Origin of the sequence: Paenibacillus kyungheensis (genome assembly GCF_028606985.1) — a bacterium.
Classification (GTDB): domain Bacteria; phylum Bacillota; class Bacilli; order Paenibacillales; family Paenibacillaceae; genus Saccharibacillus; species Saccharibacillus kyungheensis.
This window is the reverse complement of the sequence record NZ_CP117416.1, coordinates 3,626,647-3,645,818: the sequence shown is the minus strand read 5'-3', so window position 1 is coordinate 3,645,818 and position 19,172 is coordinate 3,626,647. Positions and strand designations below refer to the sequence as shown.

Genomic DNA, 19,172 nt, shown 5'->3' with positions numbered 1-19,172 from the left:
TGATGTTTGAATTCCTTATGGGTAATTTATATTTTGTCGCCATTATTGCGTTTGCTATCTTTTCTTTTGTCAGAACGCGTTCAGCTAAAAAGAAGTCAGGCGGGCAACCTTCAGGTATGCCAACGTTTGGCGGAAATGGTGATACCAAAAGAAAATGGTTCAATGAACCTGAGCGCACCTCGGCTGAACCGGAATCATTAGATGATGTACAGCGTCGATATCATGAAGCAGGGCAACGTTATGATGAGTTAGATACATCAGAGAATGCACCCGGCTATGAAGATTCAGCGACTAGATCGACGTTATCTTCACCAGAGCCTTATATACCGCAAAAAGTCATTTCCAATCAAAGTGAAGTAGAAAAACGTCTTGATGAAATGCACAGAGATATTCAAGCCCGTTCGATGCATTTGAATGCAGGCAGTAGAGTAAGAATCGAAGAATTGGATTCAGAGACTACTTCTAAAAATGCTATCGGCTCTGAGGAGCTTCGCAAAGGCGTGATTTGGGCAGAAATTCTAGGCGAGCCTCGTGCCAAACGTCCTTTTAATCATCGTAAATATGCAGTAGACAAAAAATAGTTAGGTATTAGCCGATCTCTATAGTGGAGATCGGTTTCTTTTTAATCTGTAGTGATTTTGTTTCTATTTTGATTGATGTATGGTAATGATAGATAATGTGCAAAAAATTTTGCATGACAAACCATACAATGGTAAAGTTTAGGGTAAAGAGATTGTACCCAAGTTTTGTAGTATACGTGCACAAAAGCAGTTTTATATTATTTTATAAATGAGGAGATTGAGGCTATTTGTTAGAGCAAACGCAAAGCACCAGAATTCCCCTGCTAAATGCAGAAGAAGGATTGTCCCTGTTCGGACCACAGGACAGCTTCTTAAAATTAATTGAACGCGATACGGATGCCAAAATTGGTAGCCGTGAAGCAGAGATTTCGATTCATGGTCCTGCACAAGCAGTAGAGCAAATGACTCAGCTTTTTGAAGTATTATTAGAACTGGTTCGTAAAGGATATGTACTTACAGAACGTGATATTTTGTATGCAATAGAACTTGCCAAAGAGCTCAGAGCAGACCAACTGCTTGACTTATATAAAGGTGAAATTACCCAGACGTATCGTGGTAAACCGATTCGTGTCAAAACGATCGGTCAGAAGCACTATGTATCTACGATCAAAAAATTAGATATTGTTTTTGGGATTGGCCCCGCAGGTACAGGTAAAACGTATTTAGCAGTTGTACTCGCTGTGGCTGCGCTCAAAGAGGGCAAAGTCAAACGAATTATTTTGACTCGTCCAGCTGTTGAAGCAGGCGAAAGCTTAGGTTTTTTACCAGGTGATTTGCAGGAGAAAGTCGATCCGTATTTGCGCCCGTTATATGATGCTCTTTACGACGTTATGGGGCCAGAACAGACCGCCAAAGCATTAGAGCGTGGCTTGATTGAAATCGCTCCGCTTGCTTATATGCGTGGACGCACACTGGATGATGCTTTTATTATTCTAGATGAAGCGCAAAATAGTACAGCAGAACAAATGAAAATGTTTTTAACTCGTTTAGGATTTGGTTCCAAAATGGTTATTACAGGCGACGTGACCCAGATCGATTTACCACGTGGTAAAAAGTCAGGGTTGGTAGAAGCTCGAATGATTTTGGATGGAATCAAAGAAATTGGATTTGTTATTTTTCAACAACAAGATGTAGTTCGTCATTCATTAGTACAAAAAATTATTGTCGCTTATGATAAAGCTTCAGAAAATCTGGAGTAGTCGGCGGTCAGCGGAGAAAACAGAAACCGCACATTTTGAATATTCAGAAGTGAGAGGGCTGTATGTATGACTTCCAAAAAACCGTCTACACGTAATTTACTTGATTCTATGATAGCGGGTTGGAAAAATAGCCGGATGACACGTTACGCCATGTTTGTACTGCTATTTGTGGTGCTTTACGTTAGTCTGGCGCCTAACCTGCTTCCACAGCGTTTTGATATTCAGGTCGGTACGGTTAGCGATAGTGATATTATCGCTCCGATGCAGATTCCGAATAACAAATCTACGCTCCAAGCGCAAGAAGCTGCTGCTGAACAAGTAGAATCCGTATACGCGATTGTATCTATGCGTAGAGAAACGGTTATTTCGCAAATGTTAGATCGAATTGAGTCTCTGAATCAAGATGATCAGATTACCAATGCAGATAAAGCACAGATTTATAGCGAAGAAATTCCGCAACGTGCGCAAAACTCTATCGCTAACTTTATTCGCAATAACCGTGAAGCAGGAAAATATTCAGACAAAATGTTAGATGAAATGCAAAAAACGATCGGTGAGCAAACGTACAGTATTCCTGAAGAAACGTTTCTCAAAATTCCGCGTTTATCTACAGATGAAATACAAGATATGCGTCAAGTGGCAACATCGATTATGTCTCGCTTAATGAGCGATCAGATTACAGATGCACAGTCTGCACGTGCCAAAGTAGCTGAATTGGTTAGTACAAGCTCACTGAATAGCCGTACAGCTCGTGAGGTGGTACAGGAGCTTGTTCGAGCTACCTTAACCGCTAATAAGTTCTACGATGAAGAAGCGACCCGAGCGGCGAAAGTAGAAGCTCGTGAGAACACACCAACAGTTTATATTCAGCAAGGTGAAGTACTTGTTCCAAAAGGTGAGAAAATCACGCAGGAAATGTATACCTTGTTGGATGAAAATGATCTGCTCAAAAATGATGTAAATTATTGGCCTCAACTGGGATTAGTGCTATTTGCCTTTTTGATCACTTTAGGGCTGTACATGTATCTGCGTCAGTCTATTCATCAAGGTAGAAGTTATAACAATTCGCAATTGTTGATGTTGATTGTTATTTTCGTTATCGGTGTGATCTGTCTTCATCTGGTACGTATTTTGCAGATTGGTAATTCACCGTACTTTGGATTCCTTGTACCAGCAGCGATTGTGGTGATGCTGATTACATTGTTGCTTGATATTCAGCTTGCTTATATTTCATCGATTATTATGAGTATTTTGGCGAGTATTATTTTGAATATGAGTCAACATGAATTATTTGATTATCAGTTTGGCTTTTTTACACTGGTTGTTTCGTTTACAGCAATTCAATGTATTCATCGCGCCAGCCAGCGCTCGACTATTCTCAAAGCTGGAATTATGAGTTGCTTCTTTGGGGCAATTGCAGTGTTAACTTTAGTACTGCTCAATGATGGAGAATGGACACGTATGTCGATGATGTACGCTGTTGGTTTTGCTTGTATTGGTGGACTAATTACCACTGTACTGGTACTTGGATTAATGCCATTTTTTGAGACGACATTTGGGATTTTGTCTGCTCTCAAATTGGTAGAATTATCGAACCCTAACCATCCGTTATTACGTAAATTATTAATTGAGACCCCGGGAACTTATCACCATAGCGTAATGGTAGGTAATCTGTCTGAAGCCGCCGCTGAAGCGATTGGCGCAGATGGATTGTTATGTCGGGTAGGTTCGTATTATCATGATATTGGAAAGACCAAGCGTCCTGGGTATTTTATCGAAAATCAGAACAATATTGGCAATCCGCATGATAGTATAGATCCTAAGCTAAGTAAATCGATTATTATTGCACATGCTCGTGATGGCGTAGAAATGCAAAAAGAATATAAATTGCCCAAACCGATTCGTGATATTGCAGAACAGCATCACGGAACAACGTTTTTGCATTACTTTTATCACAAAGCTTTGAAGCTAGCGGAAGAGCAAGAGATCGAACCTGATTTCACTGAAAATGATTTCCGTTATCCAGGGCCCAAAGCTCAGACAAAAGAAGCTGCTGTAGTGGGTATTGCAGATAGTGTAGAAGCCGCTGTACGTTCACTTAGCAAGCCTACAGTAGAGCAAGTCGAGACGATGATTGAGAAAATTATCAAAGGTCGTGTCGATGATAATCAATTCAATGAATGTGATCTAACGATGAAAGAACTAGATGTGGTTGCCAGAACGCTTAAAGAAGCGGTTATGGGTATATTCCACTCTCGTATTGAATATCCGGAAGACATCAAGAAACCGGATCAGAAGGAGAATAAAGCATGAGTTTACAGCTTGCATGGGAAAATGAACAAAATAAATATGAGATTACAGATGAGCTAATCACTACACTTGAACTGATTCTGCAAAAAGCAGGAGAACAAGAACAAGTGAATGATGGTGAAGTCGCTCTTACTTTTGTGGATGATGAAGCGATTCATGAGCTGAACAAAGAGTATCGTGGTATCGATCGTCCAACAGATGTGTTGTCTTTTGCCATGCATGAATCGCTTGATGATGAATTAGATATTGTCTATGATCCTGCATTGACTGGACAAGACACACCACTTCCAGGCGATATGCTAGGCGATATTATTATTTCGGTTCCACGTGCGATTGCTCAGAGCGAAGATTACGGGCATTCGGTGGAACGAGAACTTGGTTTTTTGTTTGTCCATGGATTTCTGCATTTATTAGGATATGATCATCAAGATGATGAGACCGAAGCAGAAATGATGGGTAAACAAGAAGCGGTATTACAACAAGCGGGATTGACACGCTGATGAAAAAAAGAACGTGGAGAGCCGTATTTTTTTCTGCGGCAGAAGGAATTGCAGACACTTTTCGGACAGAACGTAATTTTCGTATTCATGTATTGATTACATGTATTATCATTATCGCCGGAATCATCTGTCATGTATCTGCTGTAGATTGGATGCTGCTAACGCTAGCGATAGGTATGGTGCTCGGAGCGGAATTGATGAATACCGGTGTTGAAGCTGCTGTAGACCTAAGCTCTCCTGATTGGCATCCTTTTGCCAAAAAAGCAAAAGACGCCGCCGCAGGAGCCGTTCTTATTTCATCTATTGTTGCCATTGTTATCGGTATCATCGTGTTTGCAGAACCGATTGTATCGTGGTTTATAAAGTGAACGATTATACAAAGCACTAAAATCCCCTCTAATGACTTGAATGGGAGAGTCAGGAGGGGATTTTATCGTTTTTTACACAAAGAATAATAGAATGCGGTATAGATTAGTGGGCGTAACCGTCTAAATCGTGTAATATATAAGAATAGGCAGTGTATGGAAACGATCAATACGATACATGTTCAGGGGGATTACAATGGAATCGTCACAATTATTACAAGAAGCTATTCTTGCTCGCGCTAAAGCATATGTACCTTACTCTAACTTTGCTGTCGGTGCAGCATTGCTTGATCGTAATGGACAAGTGCATCACGGTTGTAATATTGAAAATGCGGGGTATACTCCTTGTAATTGTGCAGAACGTACAGCAATGTTCAGCGCGATTGCTCAAGGTCAACAACCCGGTTCTTTTCAAATGATGGCTGTAGTTGGAGATACCGATGAACCGATTGCTCCTTGTGGTGTGTGCCGTCAGGTGATGGTAGAATTGTGTCATCCTGATATGCCGATATTGCTTGGAAATATGAAGGGCGATACGCGGATGACCACTATTTCCGAGTTGTTGCCACATGCGTTTGGACCGTGGAATTTAAAATAAATAAGCGGAATCGTTGAGAACTTTATATACACAGACTTGTATGACCAACAGCATGACAAATATGAACAGGAGTTATACAGAATGGTAACTCTTGGAACGGAGAATGATATGTCGAAAAAGAATTTTAAATCAGGTTTTGTTGCGATTGTCGGCAGACCAAATGTAGGGAAATCCACGTTAATGAATCAGGTTATTGGACAAAAGATAGCGATTATGTCTGACAAACCACAGACTACACGTAATAAGATTCATGGCGTATTTACAAGAGACGATAAGCAAATCGTATTTTTGGATACACCAGGGGTGCATAAGCGCCAGTCTAAATTAGGTGACTTTATGAACCAGACGGCGTTGAACACATTAAGTGAAGTCGAAGCTGTTCTTTTTCTAGTGGATGCAGCAGAAGGATTAGGTGGCGGAGATCGCTTTATTATTGAGCATCTCAAAAAAGTAAAAACCCCTGTTTTTCTAGTAATCAACAAAATTGATCAGGTCGTTCCAGAGCAGTTGTTGCCGATTATAGACCAATATCGCAAACTGCATGAATTTGCTGAAATTATTCCGATCTCTGCTAAGCTAGGCAATAACGTAGATACATTGATGGAGCAAATTGGTAAGTATTTACCAGAAGGTCCACAGTACTATCCAGACGATCAAATCACAGATCATCCAGAGCAATTTGTATGTGCTGAATTGATTCGTGAGAAAATTCTAAATCAAACACGCGAAGAAATTCCTCACTCTATTGCTGTAACGATTGAAGCGATGAGTGTAGAACCTAACGGTGTAGTAAATATTTCAGCAGTGATCTTTGTCGAACGTGATTCTCAAAAAGGAATCGTTATCGGTAAACAAGGAGCATTATTGAAAGAAGTTGGTAGACAAGCGCGTATGGATATTCAGAATTTGCTCGGTTCGAAGATTTTCTTAGAACTATGGGTAAAAGTGAAAAAAGATTGGCGTAATCAAGATAGCGTATTGAAAGATCTTGGTTTCCATCGTAATGCTTAATAAGCAAGTAAATATGTTTAATAAATAAAGATAACAGTAATTCAGATCAACGATAGCAGAGCATAGAAATTAATGCTCTGCTTCTTTTAAATTTGGAGTGGAATATATTCATAATCAGATAGGGAGATGAGACATGCTATACAGGGTGGAAGGGATTATCATCCGCAGCATGGATTATGGCGAAGGGAATAAAATTGTTACTTTGTGTACAGAGACACATGGTAAGATTGGTATTTTTGTACGGGGAGCCAAAAAGCCCAAAAGCCGTCATGGTGCAATGATACAACCGTTTACGTATGGTGAATATTCCTTTATTCGCAATGGAACAGGTCTGGGTACTCTGAATCAAGGTGAGATTATCGAATCCAATCATAAGTTACGTGAAGATGTATTTTTAGCAGCTTATGCGGCATATGGATGTGAGATGGTCGACAAAGCACTGCAAGAAAATGAAACAGGACGTTTTTGGTTTGATCAGCTCAAAGCATTTCTTTCTTTTCTAGGGGAAGGTAGAGATCCTGTTGTACTAACGACTCTGTTTGAAATGAAAATTCTGCAAGCGACTGGGTATGCACCTCAAGTGGATGCTTGTATTTTTTCAGGCGAAACAGAAGGCAAGTTTTTTCTAAGTCCGGGCTTGGGCGGTATACTGTCAGAGCGTGAACGTCGTCAAGATCCAGCTGCGTTTGCTATCTCGCCAGGAACACTCAAATTACTGCGTTTATTTTCAAGATTAGATATTCGTCGTCTAGGCAATATTGATGTCAAAGATTCAACCAAAGCAGAATTGAAAAAGATTATGGATGCTTTTATGGAAGTCCAATTAGGGCTCAAATTAAAATCTCGTCGCTTTCTGGATCAATTGGATAAGTATGAAACTTCACTTCAAAACCATGTTGACGAATAGGGTAAAGTCAGATATGATCTAGGTTATAACTTGTGTCTTATCGACACGCATGATGCGTTGACCGGATTAGTAAGCAGATGATAATCGTCTTTAGATAGCGAGTCAGGGATGGTGTGAGCCTGATGACGAGCATGTGCCCAATGGCATCCGCGAGCATATGAGCTGAATAGAAAAGTGGATGGCATGCAAATGTCTTCAAATAGGGTGGAACCGCGGGAATACAACTCTCGTCCCTATGTCTGTACATCAGGCGTAGGAACGGGAGTTTTTTGCGTGCGATGCAGATTATACATATTCAGCAGATCGATTAATTAACTATGAAGATAAAGGAGTAATGTCAATGAATTTCCAGCAAATGATTTTGACACTGCAAAATTTCTGGGCAGCGCAGAACTGTATTATTGTACAGCCTTATGATACTGAAAAAGGTGCAGGAACAATGAATCCGATGACATTCCTACGTTCAATCGGACCTGAGCCGTGGAATGTAGCGTATGTAGAACCTTCCCGTCGTCCTTCAGATGGTCGGTATGGTGAGAATCCTAACCGTTTATACCAGCATCATCAATTCCAAGTGATTATCAAGCCTTCACCGGATAATATTCAAGAATTGTATCTGGATAGTCTCAAAGAATTAGGCATCAATCCATTAGACCATGATATCCGTTTTGTAGAAGATAACTGGGAAAATCCATCACTAGGCTGTGCAGGTCTAGGTTGGGAAGTATGGCTAGATGGTATGGAGATTACTCAATTTACGTATTTCCAACAAGTTGGTGGTATTGAAACAAATCCAGTTGCTGTTGAAATCACTTATGGTATGGAGCGTCTGGCTTCGTATATTCAAGATAAAGAAAATGTATTTGATCTTGAATGGGTAAATGGCATTACGTATGGTGATGTATTCCATCAACCTGAAGTAGAACATTCTACGTATACGTTTGAAGTTTCAGATGTAGCGATGTTGCTTAATCTGTTCAGTACGTATGAGCAAGAAGCGAAGCGTGCGATGGATCAGAATTTGGTATTCCCTGCTTATGACTATGTATTGAAATGTTCCCATACATTCAACTTATTAGATGCTCGCGGAGCGATCAGTGTAACCGAACGTACTGGATATCTGACTCGTGTTCGTAACCTGGCACGTCAAGTCGCAGCGACGTATCTAGAAGAGCGTGAGAAGTTAGGCTTCCCGATGTTGAAGAAAGGAGATGCATAATCATGGCAAAAGACATATTGCTTGAGATTGGACTAGAAGAAGTACCGGCACGCTTTTTACGTGCAGCGATGAATCAATTGTTGGACAAAACAGTAAAATGGTTGGACGATTCCAGATTGACTCATGGAGAAGCCAAAGCATTTGCAACACCGCGTCGCCTTGCAGTCTGGATCAAAGATGTCGCTGAAAAGCAAGAAGATATCAACGAAGAAGTGAAAGGCCCTTCTCGCAAAATTGCTCAAGATGAGACAGGCACTTGGAGTAAAGCAGCACTTGGATTTGCACGTAGTCAAGGCGTAGATCCAGAAACATTCACCTTCCGTGAATTAAGTGGTGTTGAATATATTTACGCTCAAAAAAGCAGTGTCGGTATCAGCACAGAAAGTATTGTAGCTGAAGCGTTACGCAATATCATTACAACGATGACTTTCCCTAAAAATATGCGTTGGGGTACTCATGATTTCAAATTTGTACGTCCGATTAAATGGATCGTTGCACTATGGGGACATGATGTGATTGACTTTGAAATTACAGGTGTACACACAGGACGCATCACACGTGGTCACCGTTTCTTAGGTAGCGAGACTGAAATTGCTGAGCCGACGTTATACTTGGAAGCTCTTCGCCAGCAACATGTTATTGCTGATATCGAAGAACGTGAAGCGATGATTAGTGCACAGATCGCTCATTTAGCTAGTGAAAAAAATTGGCATATCGATGTCAAAGAAGATTTGCTAGAAGAAGTCCTTTTCCTTGTAGAAACACCAACTGTATTGTACGGATCATTTGATCCTGCATTTTTGAATATTCCGCAAGAGGTATTGATTACTTCGATGCGTGAACACCAACGTTATTTCCCTGTGCTGGATGAAGCAGGTCAATTGTTGCCTTATTTTGTCACTGTACGTAGTGGTGATAATCGCTCTCTAGACATTATCGCTAAAGGAAATGAAAAAGTACTACGTGCTCGTCTGTCTGATGCCAAATTCTTTTATGAAGAAGATCAGAAGTTACAGATCGATACAGCACTTGCCAAGTTAGAAAATATTGTGTTCCATGAAGAGATCGGAACAGTAGGCGATAAAGTACGTCGCATTCGTCAAATTGCAGATCAATTAGCGCTACAACTTCATGTGACGCCTGAGCAAGCAATAGCTGTTAGCCGGGCAGCAGATATTTGTAAATTCGATCTGGTTACTCAAATGGTCTATGAATTCCCTGAATTGCAAGGGGTTATGGGTGAAGATTATGCACGCAAAGCTGGGGAAAGTGAAGAAGTATCGCGCGCGATCTTTGAACATTATCAACCACGTTTTGCAGGCGAAGCTTCTCCAGCATCATTAACCGGAGCACTTGTCAGTATTGCCGATAAGCTAGATACGATTGTAGGTTGTTTCTCAATCGGTATTATTCCTACCGGTTCACAAGATCCATATGCACTTCGTCGTCAAGCAGCAGGAATCGTGCAAATCTTACTTGAGCACCAATTATCACTAACATTAGAGCAATTATTTGATATCGCGTTAAATATTCATCAAAATTTAAGGAATATGAAACGTTCTTGCGATATAATACGTATAGAACTATATGACTTCTTCGGACTTCGTGTAAAAAAACTGTTGTCTGAAGATCTTCGTTATGATGTGGTTGATGCAGTGATCGCATCAGGATTTAATCATATTGGTTCTGTTGTTGCTCGTGGTCATGATTTAATGAAAGTAGTTCAACATACGCCAGACTTCAAGTTGACGATCGAGTCTTTTGGACGTGTTTCTAATCTTGCAGCTAAATCTTCTGGTGTTGCTGTACAACCTGCATTGTTTGTAGAGCCAGCAGAACGTGAATTATACGCTTCATGGCAAGCTGCAACAACAGAGTATCGTACACTGCTAACAGCGAATCGTACAGCAGAAGCATTAGCGTTATTATCTTCTTTACGTCCAGCAATCACTGCCTTTTTTGATCAGGTGATGGTTATGGCTGAAGATGAAGCAGTACGAGAAAATCGTCTTGCTTTATTAGCAGCAGTAGATCAAGATATTCGTAGTTATGCAGACTTCTCGAAGCTGGTTAAATAAAAGAAAGACAACGTGCACTCTGGATATAACTTTAAATGAACGACTAAATACAGCTATACGGAACGACGACATTTATGTCTTGTCGTTCCGTATTTTCTACTTTTATAAACGAACGTATGCTCCACATGAAGTCCCAATGAGAGGGGGGATGGACATTGGAAAGTAACAAGCCATTCCACCCGCGTACGATAGTGGTGGATGGAGATGCTTGTCCTGTCAAAGCAGAAATTGCTGAGACTGCACGAATGTTTCATACACCTGTATTAATGGTGTCTTCTTTTGATCATAAGATATATGCCGAAGAAGGCGTATCTGTGGTGCAAGTGGATCGTAGTGATCAGAGTGCTGATCTCTATATTGTGAATCATGTACGTCCAGGAGATATTGTGATTACGCAAGATTATGGTTTGGCGACAATTGCGCTTGCCAAGCAATGTCGTATCCTTTCTTTTCGCGGAATGGAATTTGATAAAGACAATATAGAATTTCTGTTAGCACGTCGTCATGCACAAGCCAAAGCACGTCGTAGTGGTAAGTATGGTAAGGGCCCTAAGCCTTTAACAACAGAAGATAAGAAAAATTTTCAGATGCAATTAACAAAACTTTTAACAAATTTGCAGGAGATCGACTCCTAGTTATCGAATATTATGTATCGTGTGAAAAGAGATGAAGGTGGTAGCAATGAGCACCGGACATAATGGTGGTATTCCTGACGAGGTTATTGAAGCTGTACTTCAGCACAATGACATTGTTGATACGGTAGGCAAATATGTTCATTTGACCAAACAGGGGAAATATATGAAAGGCCTCTGTCCATTTCATTCCGAAAAGACGCCTTCGTTTACAGTGACACCTGATCGACAGATCTTTTATTGTTATGGTTGTGGCGCAGGTGGCAATGCGATCAAGTTCAGAATGGAAATTGACGGGCTTTCATTTCCAGAAGCTGTGAAGTTGATGGCAGAAGAGTCACATATTCCTTTCCAGGATGGTAAAGGCGGTGGCGTGGCTCCTCGTGATCAAGAACTTGAGCGTTTATTACAAGCTCATGAATGGACAGCGAAGTTGTTTCATTACCTTTTGAAAAATACGGAACATGGCAAACCAGCAATGGAATATTTACGTGCCCGTGGATTCGGGGATAAGCTGATTGATCAATTTCAAATTGGCTATGCGCCTGATCGTTGGGATACGCTAGTTCAATTTTTTGAAAAGCGCTCTTTTGATCTCAAAGAAATGGAAAAAGGCGGGTTGCTTTCTTCCAAACAAGATGGCTCTGGATATGTAGATCGGTTTCGCGGGCGAGTCATGTTTCCAATTATGAACCGCAGTGGCAGGATTATTGCATTTGCAGGTAGAATCTTGGGAGAAGGGCAACCCAAGTATCTCAATTCACCGGAGAGTCGTTTATTTAACAAAAGTCGAACTCTCTATAATCTCAATCTTGCCAAGTCAGCTATTCGCAAGCAAGGGCAACTGGTATTGATGGAAGGTTTCGGTGATGTGATTGCATCATGGGATGCGGGGGTACAACATAGTGTAGCGACAATGGGCACAGCGCTTACTGAAAATCATGCTTCGTTGATGAGAACACTCACAGAAGAAGTAGTGATTTGCTATGACGGTGATAATGCCGGGCAAGCAGCAGCACTCAAAAGTATTCCTATTTTGGAAGAAGCAGGCATGCGCGTCAAGATCGCTTTATTGCAAAATGGGCTTGATCCAGATGAGTATATCAAAACATATGGGGCGGAACGTTTTGCAAGCCAAGTGATTGATGGAGCGGTGTCGACAACCAAATTCAGGCTTATTTATGTAAAACGAAATTACAACTTGTTAGAAGAAGATGGCAAAGCGTCCTATGCTCAAGAAGCATTAAAAGTGATTGCTCAGCTTTCTTCACCGACAGAGCGAGAAGTATACCTTAGAGAGTTATCTACCGAGGTAGGCGTATCGCTTGAAAGTCTTAAGCAAGATTGTAACTTAATGCGCCAAACCCTGAATAGGACTCGTCCGCAAGGACAAAATGGAAATCGTAGTTCTACAGGCGGTAACTCAAGAAAAGCTCAGGGCACGCCTACTCTGTTACCGGCTTATCATGCGGCAGAGCGTCGTCTGATTGCGATGATGCTACAAGATGCTGAAGCAGCAACTTATGTATCAGAACATTTGGGAGATGCTTTTAATATTGCTGATCATGCTGCGATTGCTTCCTATATTTATGCTTATTATGCACAAGGTAAGCCACCCGATGTAAGCCGATTTATTTCGTCGCTTCAGGATGATCGGTTAGAAAAAACAGCGACTTCAATCCTGATGATGGATACACCTCATGGTGACAGTACGCAGGTTTTGCAAGACTGTATTCAACAGATCAAAAAGTTTCCACAACAGAAACAATTAGAGCAAAAAAGAGAAGAAATGCTACGCGTTGAAAAATCAGGTGATTTTTTACGTGCTGCACAAATTGCAAGTGAGATTATCGCCCTAGAAAGACAGTAATTGTCTTGTACGGATAGTTCTAGGGAGGAGGGAGTCGAAAGATGGCGAACGATCAGCATACTGAATTAGAAACTGAATTAACATTAGACCAGGTAAAAGAACAACTAATAGAGGTCGGCAAAAAAAGATCCTCTCTGAATTACAAAGATATTATGGAAAGACTGGCTCCATTTGACCAGGATTCCGAGCAAATTGATGAGTTTTACGAACAATTAGGTGATATGGGCATCGAGGTTGTCAATGAAGGCGACGAAGAAATTACGATGCGTTCGAATACAGATCGTGAAAGTTCTGATAGCGAATTTAATTTCGACGATGATCTTGCTCTTCCACCAGGAATCAAGATTAATGATCCTGTTCGTATGTATTTGAAAGAAATCGGTCGTGTTCCTCTATTATCAGCAGATAATGAAGTGGAATTGGCTAAACGTATTGAAGATGGAGATGAAGAAGCAAAACGTAGATTGGCTGAAGCTAACTTACGTCTCGTGGTAAGTATCGCTAAGCGTTATGTAGGACGTGGAATGCTGTTCCTTGATTTGATCCAAGAAGGAAATATGGGTCTGATCAAAGCAGTTGAGAAGTTCGATCATACTAAAGGATACAAATTCAGTACGTATGCAACATGGTGGATTCGTCAAGCGATTACACGCGCGATTGCCGATCAGGCAAGAACGATTCGTATTCCTGTGCATATGGTAGAAACGATCAACAAATTAATCCGGGTATCCCGTCAATTGCTACAAGAATTAGGACGCGAACCTACACCGGAAGAAATTGCTGCTGAAATGGAACTAAGTGTCGAAAAAGTTCGTGAGATTATGAAAATTGCTCAAGAACCTGTTTCTTTAGAGACGCCTATCGGTGAAGAAGATGATTCTCACTTGGGAGACTTTATTGAAGACCAAGATGCTTTGGCTCCAGCAGATGCTGCTGCTTATGAATTGTTAAAAGAACAGTTGGAAGATGTATTGGATACTTTAACAGAGCGTGAAGAAAATGTTCTTCGTCTACGTTTTGGTCTAGACGATGGACGTACAAGAACGCTTGAAGAAGTAGGTAAAGTATTTGGTGTTACGCGTGAACGGATTCGTCAGATTGAAGCAAAAGCACTTCGTAAGCTTCGTCATCCAAGCCGTAGCAAACGTCTGAAAGACTTCTTAGAATAGAATGATAGTAAGAGACCTTCTGCTTATAGCGGTAAGGTCTCTTTTTTTATATAATAGTGTCATTCTTTTTAAAGTAGCACGCTTTCTTTTTTACATATGTATGATGTAAGGGGTTTACTTTTGGCTTCAATTAAGCGATATATAACTATAGAAGAACAGAACACGCTATAATAAAAAATATAGCTGTATACAAGTATCCAATAAACGGTTTCAATCGGCTGGCAGAGCGTGGATCAAGCAATTGCCTAGTGATGAATAGGGAGTGGGAAAGTCGTGGATCGGGGGAAACGGGAAGTTATTTTAGATGAAATTGAATACTGGCGTGAAAATCGCTTACTTCCAGGGCATTATTGCGATTTTTTAATGAATTTGTATGATGTGGACCAAGAACGTGGTGACAAAAAAGTACTATCGATGAACTCGTTAAAACAAGGAAATATTCGGACATGGATTTTTACATTTATTGTAGTCTGTTTTATTTGTTTAACTATTCTGTATTTTGCTACGTTTCCATTTTTAGTGCAGTTGGTATGTATCCCGTTATTTACTGCTTTATGTTATACTGGCGGAATTCGTTTACGCACACGCAATTCACTGGCATCAGCCTTTTTACTAGCGATAGGTAGTCTGTTGATGCTAGGGTTAGGCATCTTTTTAATTCGTGAGCATGGTATGGATGAACGTGTATTTATAACGCTATTGGTTTTGGGTTGTGCGCTCATTTGGTGTATACTCGGTTATATTATTTCGAGCCCTGTGTTATTGTATATAGGGTTTGGTGCTTTTGTATTACTGTACGCAGGTTTCTTTGCTCAGGTTAAACCTGTAGCTTCATGGTTGATGTTACAAGGGCTGTGGTTACCTATTAGTTTGTTATTAATGTGGTTTTGCTGGCTTGTGCATCATCGTGGTAAAAAATTGGCGGCTGTTTATTTTACAACCAGTCTGGCTGTCTGGTTTATGCCTGAAATTGATGAAGTGTTTCTGCGTGGACAGATGCCAGAAGCTTTTGCATTATTTTGTATGGTCAAAGTAGCTTTAATATGTATTATTTTATTTGTACTTCGAAAAAAATGGATAGCGTGGGTGGCTGCATGAAATTATCAACACGATTAACAAAAATTGCAGAGCAAATTCCGACAGGAAGCCGGTTGGCGGATATTGGTTCCGATCATGCCCTTTTGCCTGTTTTTGCTATGCGTAAAGGAATGATTACAGAAGCAATCGCAGGGGAAGTCAATGTAGGTCCTCGCGATGCGGCTCAGCGTCAGGTTAATGAAGCAGGGCTGAAAGAAAAGATCAATGTAAGATTAGGCAACGGACTTGCTGTGATCCAGCCAGGTGAAGTAGATGTAGTGACTATTGCCGGTATGGGTGGTGTATTGATCGTCTCTATTTTATCTGAAGGACTGGATAAGTTAGAAGGAGTACAGCGCCTTATTCTTCAACCTAATGTCGGCGAAGAAAATGTACGTCGCTGGTTGTTAGAACATAATTGGTATTTGAGTCATGAGCAAATTTTAGAAGAAGACGGACGTATTTATGAGATTTTGACAGCAGATCGTTTACCTGATGCAGTAGAAATGAATCAACAATTGTATAAAGGCATAACGTTAACTTCTCATAGTGAGACCAATCAGGCACATGATTATGATGTGGATCGAGATAGTTTGTTGCGTTTTGGGCCGTATTTGATCCAAGAAGGGTCTTCCATTTTTCAATATAAATGGTCTCAAGAAATCCATAAGCTTGAAAAAGTAGCTGCTTCCACAGGTAAATCTGAAAATGAAGAAGCACAAGCTAAATCGGCTGTGTTTCGGCAACAGCTGCAAACGGTGAAGGAGGTTCTATTATGCTTGCAAAAGGACAAACTGTAATTCAATATATGGAGCAATTTGCACCTAAAAGTATTGCTGTACCTGATGATCGTATCGGTCTGCAATTAGGAACACTTCAAAAAGATATTCGCAATATTCTGGTTGCTCTTGATGTGACTGATGAAGTCGTGGATGAAGCGATTGCGCTTGATGTAGATTTGATTATTGCGCATCATGCCATCATTTTCCGTGCGCTCAAAAGTATTAATACCAGTACACCGATGGGCAAATTATATGAAAAGCTTATCAAGCATGATATTGCTGTCTATATTAGTCATACCAATCTGGATATTGCAGAAGGCGGAGTCAATGATTGGATGGCTGATGCTCTAGGGCTTCGTCATACAGTTCCTATCGAACAGACGTCTACTGATTCATTATTCAAATTAGTAACATTTGTGCCAGCTTCTCATGTAGAAGGGGTACGCCATGCGATAACTGCTGCGGGTGGCGGTCATATTGGAGATTACAGCCATTGCACGTTCACTTCAGAAGGGACAGGTACTTTTCAACCAGAAGAAGGCAGTGAGCCTTACATAGGCACTACAGGTAAATTAGAATCTGTCTCTGAAATCCGATTAGAAACAGTTGTTCCTTCCAGTCTACGGAATAAAATTGTTCAAGCACTGATTAAGTCTCATCCGTATGACGAAGTAGCATATGATCTATATCCTTTGGCAGATAGCGGTAAAGTCTATGGATTAGGTCGTGTCGGTAAATTAGATGCTCCAGTGAGTCTTGCTCAATTTGTAGATACAGTCAAACAAGGATTAGATGTACCGATTGTACGTGTCACAGGTGATCTTAACCGCACGATCAAAAAAGCAGCTGTGCTTGGAGGATCAGGTAGTCGTTATGTCAATCAAGCGTTGTTCAAAGGCGCAGATGTGATTGTTACTGGAGATATCGATTATCATACCGCTCAGGATGCGTTAATGGCTGGCATAGCGATTATTGATCCGGGTCATAATACAGAGAAGATTATGAAGTCAGGACTGGCTGAAGTGATTCGTAAGCGTTTGGAAGCAGATAAATACGATACACAAGTACATGCTTCTACGATTGATACTGAACCTTTTCAGTTTGTGTAAAATGTAATGGGGTACAAAAGCTATATTAATCTTTGTATGTAAAGATTTGAGACCGTATCCCTTTATGTTAATTATCTTGTGCTTTACAACATATACTGTACAAAATACATCGAAATAGCTAGAGAATACAATCAAATCTGCATTTTTGTAATGAGAACTTTTAAAAAGTGTAATGTATGCTTTACACTCTTATAGAATAATTATATAATGTGAAGTGTTGCGTTCGCGGAAAGCTAAACAGACAATCGCCGGTGACTTATCGTCACGGGAGGAAAGTCCGGGCTCCACAGGGCAGGGTGCTGGATAACATCCAGTCAGCGCGAGTTGAAGGATAGTGCCACAGAAATGGACCGCCGATGGCTGATTTCTTCGGAAATTATGCACAGGTAAGGATGGAACCGGGGTGTAAGAGACCCCGAGGAACGCTGGTGACTTCGTTCCTGGTAAACCCCATCTGGAGCAAGACCTAAAGAGATACAGCTTTTCTTCGGAAAAGCAGCCTTTGCCCGAGGTGTATCGAGGTTGGTCGCTGGAGCCAAACAGTAATGTTTGGCCTAGATAGATGATTGTCGCCTAAAGTGGGAGGGTAGTTCCCGTCTGAACCACAAAAGGCACAGAACCCGGCTTACGAGAAGCTTTCCCCACTAACGCTACTTTTTTTGTATGTCTGACAGAATACCATTCATAAGCATTTATCATAGTCCGATATAGAGAGATAGACACTCTGTACCGGTTGTATATCCGCTGGAAGAAGGCGGTGTGTCTTTCCATCTTTGGAGAGCACGCCGCTTTTTGATGCGATCAAATGGTGCTTACTTCTAACAAACTTGCTTCTTTGTAAAAATCGAAGTAATGTATATGATAATAAACCATTCATGGATGGGAATATTAATGAGATTCCGTTTCACAAGCTAACGTTTTTAATATTTAAAAAGTGGTTAAAATGAAGTTAAGAAGATTTTGTACACATCAGAGATACCATAAGTATTAATTTTATGGTAGGATTGTAATTAAAAATCAGGGTAATGTTGTCTTTCTCAAGACACATCCCAGTCTCTAAGGAACCAATTTTAAGGGGGAGCTACAGACATGTTAGCAGCGAATGTCCAAAAGTTAAGTGAAAGCACTAGGGAAAAATTGAAACCAGCAATTGAGAAGATGGAAGAGTTCTTAAACGAATACTCTTTACAAGCATTGACAGCTGAAAATGGTGTCGATAGTGTTGCTTTCTACAAAGGATTTTTGTCCGATTTACGTCATTTGCTTGTGTTTTCCGAAGTTTCTTACGAAAAATTAGGTGTAGTGATCCGTCGTGCGAATTTCGATATGGATTTTGCAGAAAAAGCACTTTATAATGCGTATCACCATTGTATCAATAGCTTTTTTTATCCCAAAAATGAGTGCTACTCTGAAGATGGACGTTATGCTTATACAGGTCAGGAAGCGATTCGTTTCCGTCAGACTCCTGTCAAACCGGTTAGAGACATTATTTTAGAAATCACAAAAATTTACGAAGAATTACGCGATGATCTAGCTTACTACGAAAGTGATTATTTAACTCAACGTCGTATGAACCAACGTCACGCTTAATTTTTGTTAGATACGAAATACTAAAAAAAGATGTCCTTGAAGGGCATCTTTTTATTTGTGTACATATATAATATAACGATAAATGATATAAAATATTACATATAAAGGGTGGAAATGATGAAGCAAAGTAAAACGTCATTTTATATCTTAACAATGGAATTAAAAAACATAATTG

Annotated in this window: 17 protein-coding genes and 1 other RNA gene; all 18 read left to right on the top strand. The window is 40.4% G+C overall.

Annotated elements, in window-relative coordinates; genetic code table 11:
- The first annotated feature begins 2 nt into the window (after positions 1–2).
- The 18 genes from PQ456_RS15625 (at position 3) to PQ456_RS15540 (ending at position 18,997) form a co-directional block, all read left to right on the top strand.
- The gene (locus PQ456_RS15625; RefSeq protein WP_273613115.1) at positions 3–581 is read left to right on the top strand and encodes a hypothetical protein; all 579 of its coding nucleotides are present in this window, start codon (positions 3–5) and stop codon (positions 579–581) included.
- A 227-nt stretch (positions 582–808) separates the two neighbouring features.
- Positions 809–1,780 carry a PhoH family protein gene (locus PQ456_RS15620; protein WP_273613114.1) on the top strand — a complete coding sequence of 324 codons (972 nt, stop codon included), beginning with the start codon at positions 809–811 and terminating at the stop codon, positions 1,778–1,780.
- Positions 1,781–1,846: 66 nt separating this feature from the next.
- On the top strand, positions 1,847–4,093 hold the full coding sequence (locus PQ456_RS15615; RefSeq protein WP_273613113.1) for an HD family phosphohydrolase: 2,247 nt from the start codon (positions 1,847–1,849) through the stop codon (positions 4,091–4,093).
- A complete protein-coding gene (ybeY, locus tag PQ456_RS15610; protein ID WP_204823237.1) occupies positions 4,090–4,590 on the top strand; it encodes an rRNA maturation RNase YbeY in 501 nt (166 codons plus the stop codon). The genes PQ456_RS15615 and ybeY overlap by 4 nt, the downstream gene beginning before the upstream one ends.
- Positions 4,590–4,958 carry a diacylglycerol kinase family protein gene (locus PQ456_RS15605; protein ID WP_273613112.1) on the top strand — a complete coding sequence of 123 codons (369 nt, stop codon included), beginning with the start codon at positions 4,590–4,592 and terminating at the stop codon, positions 4,956–4,958. Before ybeY ends, PQ456_RS15605 begins: the two co-directional genes overlap by 1 nt.
- Before the next feature lie 193 nt (positions 4,959–5,151).
- Positions 5,152–5,553 carry a cytidine deaminase gene (gene cdd / locus PQ456_RS15600; protein WP_273613111.1) on the top strand — a complete coding sequence of 134 codons (402 nt, stop codon included), beginning with the start codon at positions 5,152–5,154 and terminating at the stop codon, positions 5,551–5,553.
- Positions 5,554–5,661: 108 nt separating this feature from the next.
- The gene (gene era / locus PQ456_RS15595; protein WP_204823240.1) at positions 5,662–6,564 is read left to right on the top strand and encodes a GTPase Era; all 903 of its coding nucleotides are present in this window, start codon (positions 5,662–5,664) and stop codon (positions 6,562–6,564) included.
- Positions 6,565–6,697: 133 nt separating this feature from the next.
- Entirely contained in the window at positions 6,698–7,471 is a 774-nt protein-coding gene (gene recO / locus PQ456_RS15590; protein WP_273613110.1) for a DNA repair protein RecO, read from the top strand.
- Positions 7,472–7,811: 340 nt separating this feature from the next.
- On the top strand, positions 7,812–8,690 hold the full coding sequence (gene glyQ / locus PQ456_RS15585) for a glycine--tRNA ligase subunit alpha (protein WP_069329826.1): 879 nt from the start codon (positions 7,812–7,814) through the stop codon (positions 8,688–8,690).
- A 2-nt stretch (positions 8,691–8,692) separates the two neighbouring features.
- Positions 8,693–10,768, top strand: coding sequence for a glycine--tRNA ligase subunit beta (gene glyS / locus PQ456_RS15580; RefSeq protein WP_273613109.1), 2,076 nt, complete (start codon positions 8,693–8,695; stop codon positions 10,766–10,768).
- Positions 10,769–10,923: 155 nt separating this feature from the next.
- The gene (locus PQ456_RS15575; RefSeq protein WP_273613108.1) at positions 10,924–11,403 is read left to right on the top strand and encodes a YaiI/YqxD family protein; all 480 of its coding nucleotides are present in this window, start codon (positions 10,924–10,926) and stop codon (positions 11,401–11,403) included.
- A 46-nt stretch (positions 11,404–11,449) separates the two neighbouring features.
- Positions 11,450–13,270 (top strand): DNA primase, encoded by a 1,821-nt coding sequence (gene dnaG, locus PQ456_RS15570; protein WP_273613107.1) that lies wholly within the window; start codon positions 11,450–11,452, stop codon positions 13,268–13,270.
- A gap of 41 nt (positions 13,271–13,311) precedes the next feature.
- Positions 13,312–14,439, top strand: coding sequence for an RNA polymerase sigma factor RpoD (rpoD, locus tag PQ456_RS15565; RefSeq protein WP_204823245.1), 1,128 nt, complete (start codon positions 13,312–13,314; stop codon positions 14,437–14,439).
- 273 nt (positions 14,440–14,712) lie between these two features.
- Complete coding sequence (locus PQ456_RS15560; RefSeq protein ID WP_273613106.1) at positions 14,713–15,537, top strand: hypothetical protein; 825 nt, start codon at positions 14,713–14,715, stop codon at positions 15,535–15,537.
- Positions 15,534–16,316 carry a tRNA (adenine(22)-N(1))-methyltransferase gene (locus PQ456_RS15555; protein WP_273613105.1) on the top strand — a complete coding sequence of 261 codons (783 nt, stop codon included), beginning with the start codon at positions 15,534–15,536 and terminating at the stop codon, positions 16,314–16,316. The genes PQ456_RS15560 and PQ456_RS15555 overlap by 4 nt, the downstream gene beginning before the upstream one ends.
- Entirely contained in the window at positions 16,292–17,407 is a 1,116-nt protein-coding gene (locus PQ456_RS15550) for a Nif3-like dinuclear metal center hexameric protein (RefSeq protein WP_273613104.1), read from the top strand. Before PQ456_RS15555 ends, PQ456_RS15550 begins: the two co-directional genes overlap by 25 nt.
- A gap of 229 nt (positions 17,408–17,636) precedes the next feature.
- An RNA gene (gene rnpB / locus PQ456_RS15545) (RNase P RNA component class A) lies at positions 17,637–18,050 on the top strand.
- A gap of 446 nt (positions 18,051–18,496) precedes the next feature.
- Positions 18,497–18,997 (top strand): YpuI family protein, encoded by a 501-nt coding sequence (locus PQ456_RS15540; RefSeq protein WP_204823249.1) that lies wholly within the window; start codon positions 18,497–18,499, stop codon positions 18,995–18,997.
- Positions 18,998–19,172: the final 175 nt, after the last annotated feature.

What these genes read in the sequence shown, in the direction of transcription:
- PQ456_RS15625 (WP_273613115.1), top strand. Translation starts at nt 3, where the DNA reads ATGTTTGAATTCCTTATGGGTAATTTATATTTTGTCGCCATTATTGCG.
- PQ456_RS15615 (WP_273613113.1), top strand. Translation starts at nt 1,847, where the DNA reads ATGACTTCCAAAAAACCGTCTACACGTAATTTACTTGATTCTATGATA.
- ybeY (WP_204823237.1), top strand. Translation starts at nt 4,090, where the DNA reads ATGAGTTTACAGCTTGCATGGGAAAATGAACAAAATAAATATGAGATT.
- PQ456_RS15605 (WP_273613112.1), top strand. Translation starts at nt 4,590, where the DNA reads ATGAAAAAAAGAACGTGGAGAGCCGTATTTTTTTCTGCGGCAGAAGGA.
- cdd (WP_273613111.1), top strand. Translation starts at nt 5,152, where the DNA reads ATGGAATCGTCACAATTATTACAAGAAGCTATTCTTGCTCGCGCTAAA.
- era (WP_204823240.1), top strand. Translation starts at nt 5,662, where the DNA reads ATGTCGAAAAAGAATTTTAAATCAGGTTTTGTTGCGATTGTCGGCAGA.
- recO (WP_273613110.1), top strand. Translation starts at nt 6,698, where the DNA reads ATGCTATACAGGGTGGAAGGGATTATCATCCGCAGCATGGATTATGGC.
- glyQ (WP_069329826.1), top strand. Translation starts at nt 7,812, where the DNA reads ATGAATTTCCAGCAAATGATTTTGACACTGCAAAATTTCTGGGCAGCG.
- glyS (WP_273613109.1), top strand. Translation starts at nt 8,693, where the DNA reads ATGGCAAAAGACATATTGCTTGAGATTGGACTAGAAGAAGTACCGGCA.
- dnaG (WP_273613107.1), top strand. Translation starts at nt 11,450, where the DNA reads ATGAGCACCGGACATAATGGTGGTATTCCTGACGAGGTTATTGAAGCT.
- rpoD (WP_204823245.1), top strand. Translation starts at nt 13,312, where the DNA reads ATGGCGAACGATCAGCATACTGAATTAGAAACTGAATTAACATTAGAC.
- PQ456_RS15555 (WP_273613105.1), top strand. Translation starts at nt 15,534, where the DNA reads ATGAAATTATCAACACGATTAACAAAAATTGCAGAGCAAATTCCGACA.
- PQ456_RS15550 (WP_273613104.1), top strand. Translation starts at nt 16,292, where the DNA reads ATGCTTGCAAAAGGACAAACTGTAATTCAATATATGGAGCAATTTGCA.
- PQ456_RS15540 (WP_204823249.1), top strand. Translation starts at nt 18,497, where the DNA reads ATGTTAGCAGCGAATGTCCAAAAGTTAAGTGAAAGCACTAGGGAAAAA.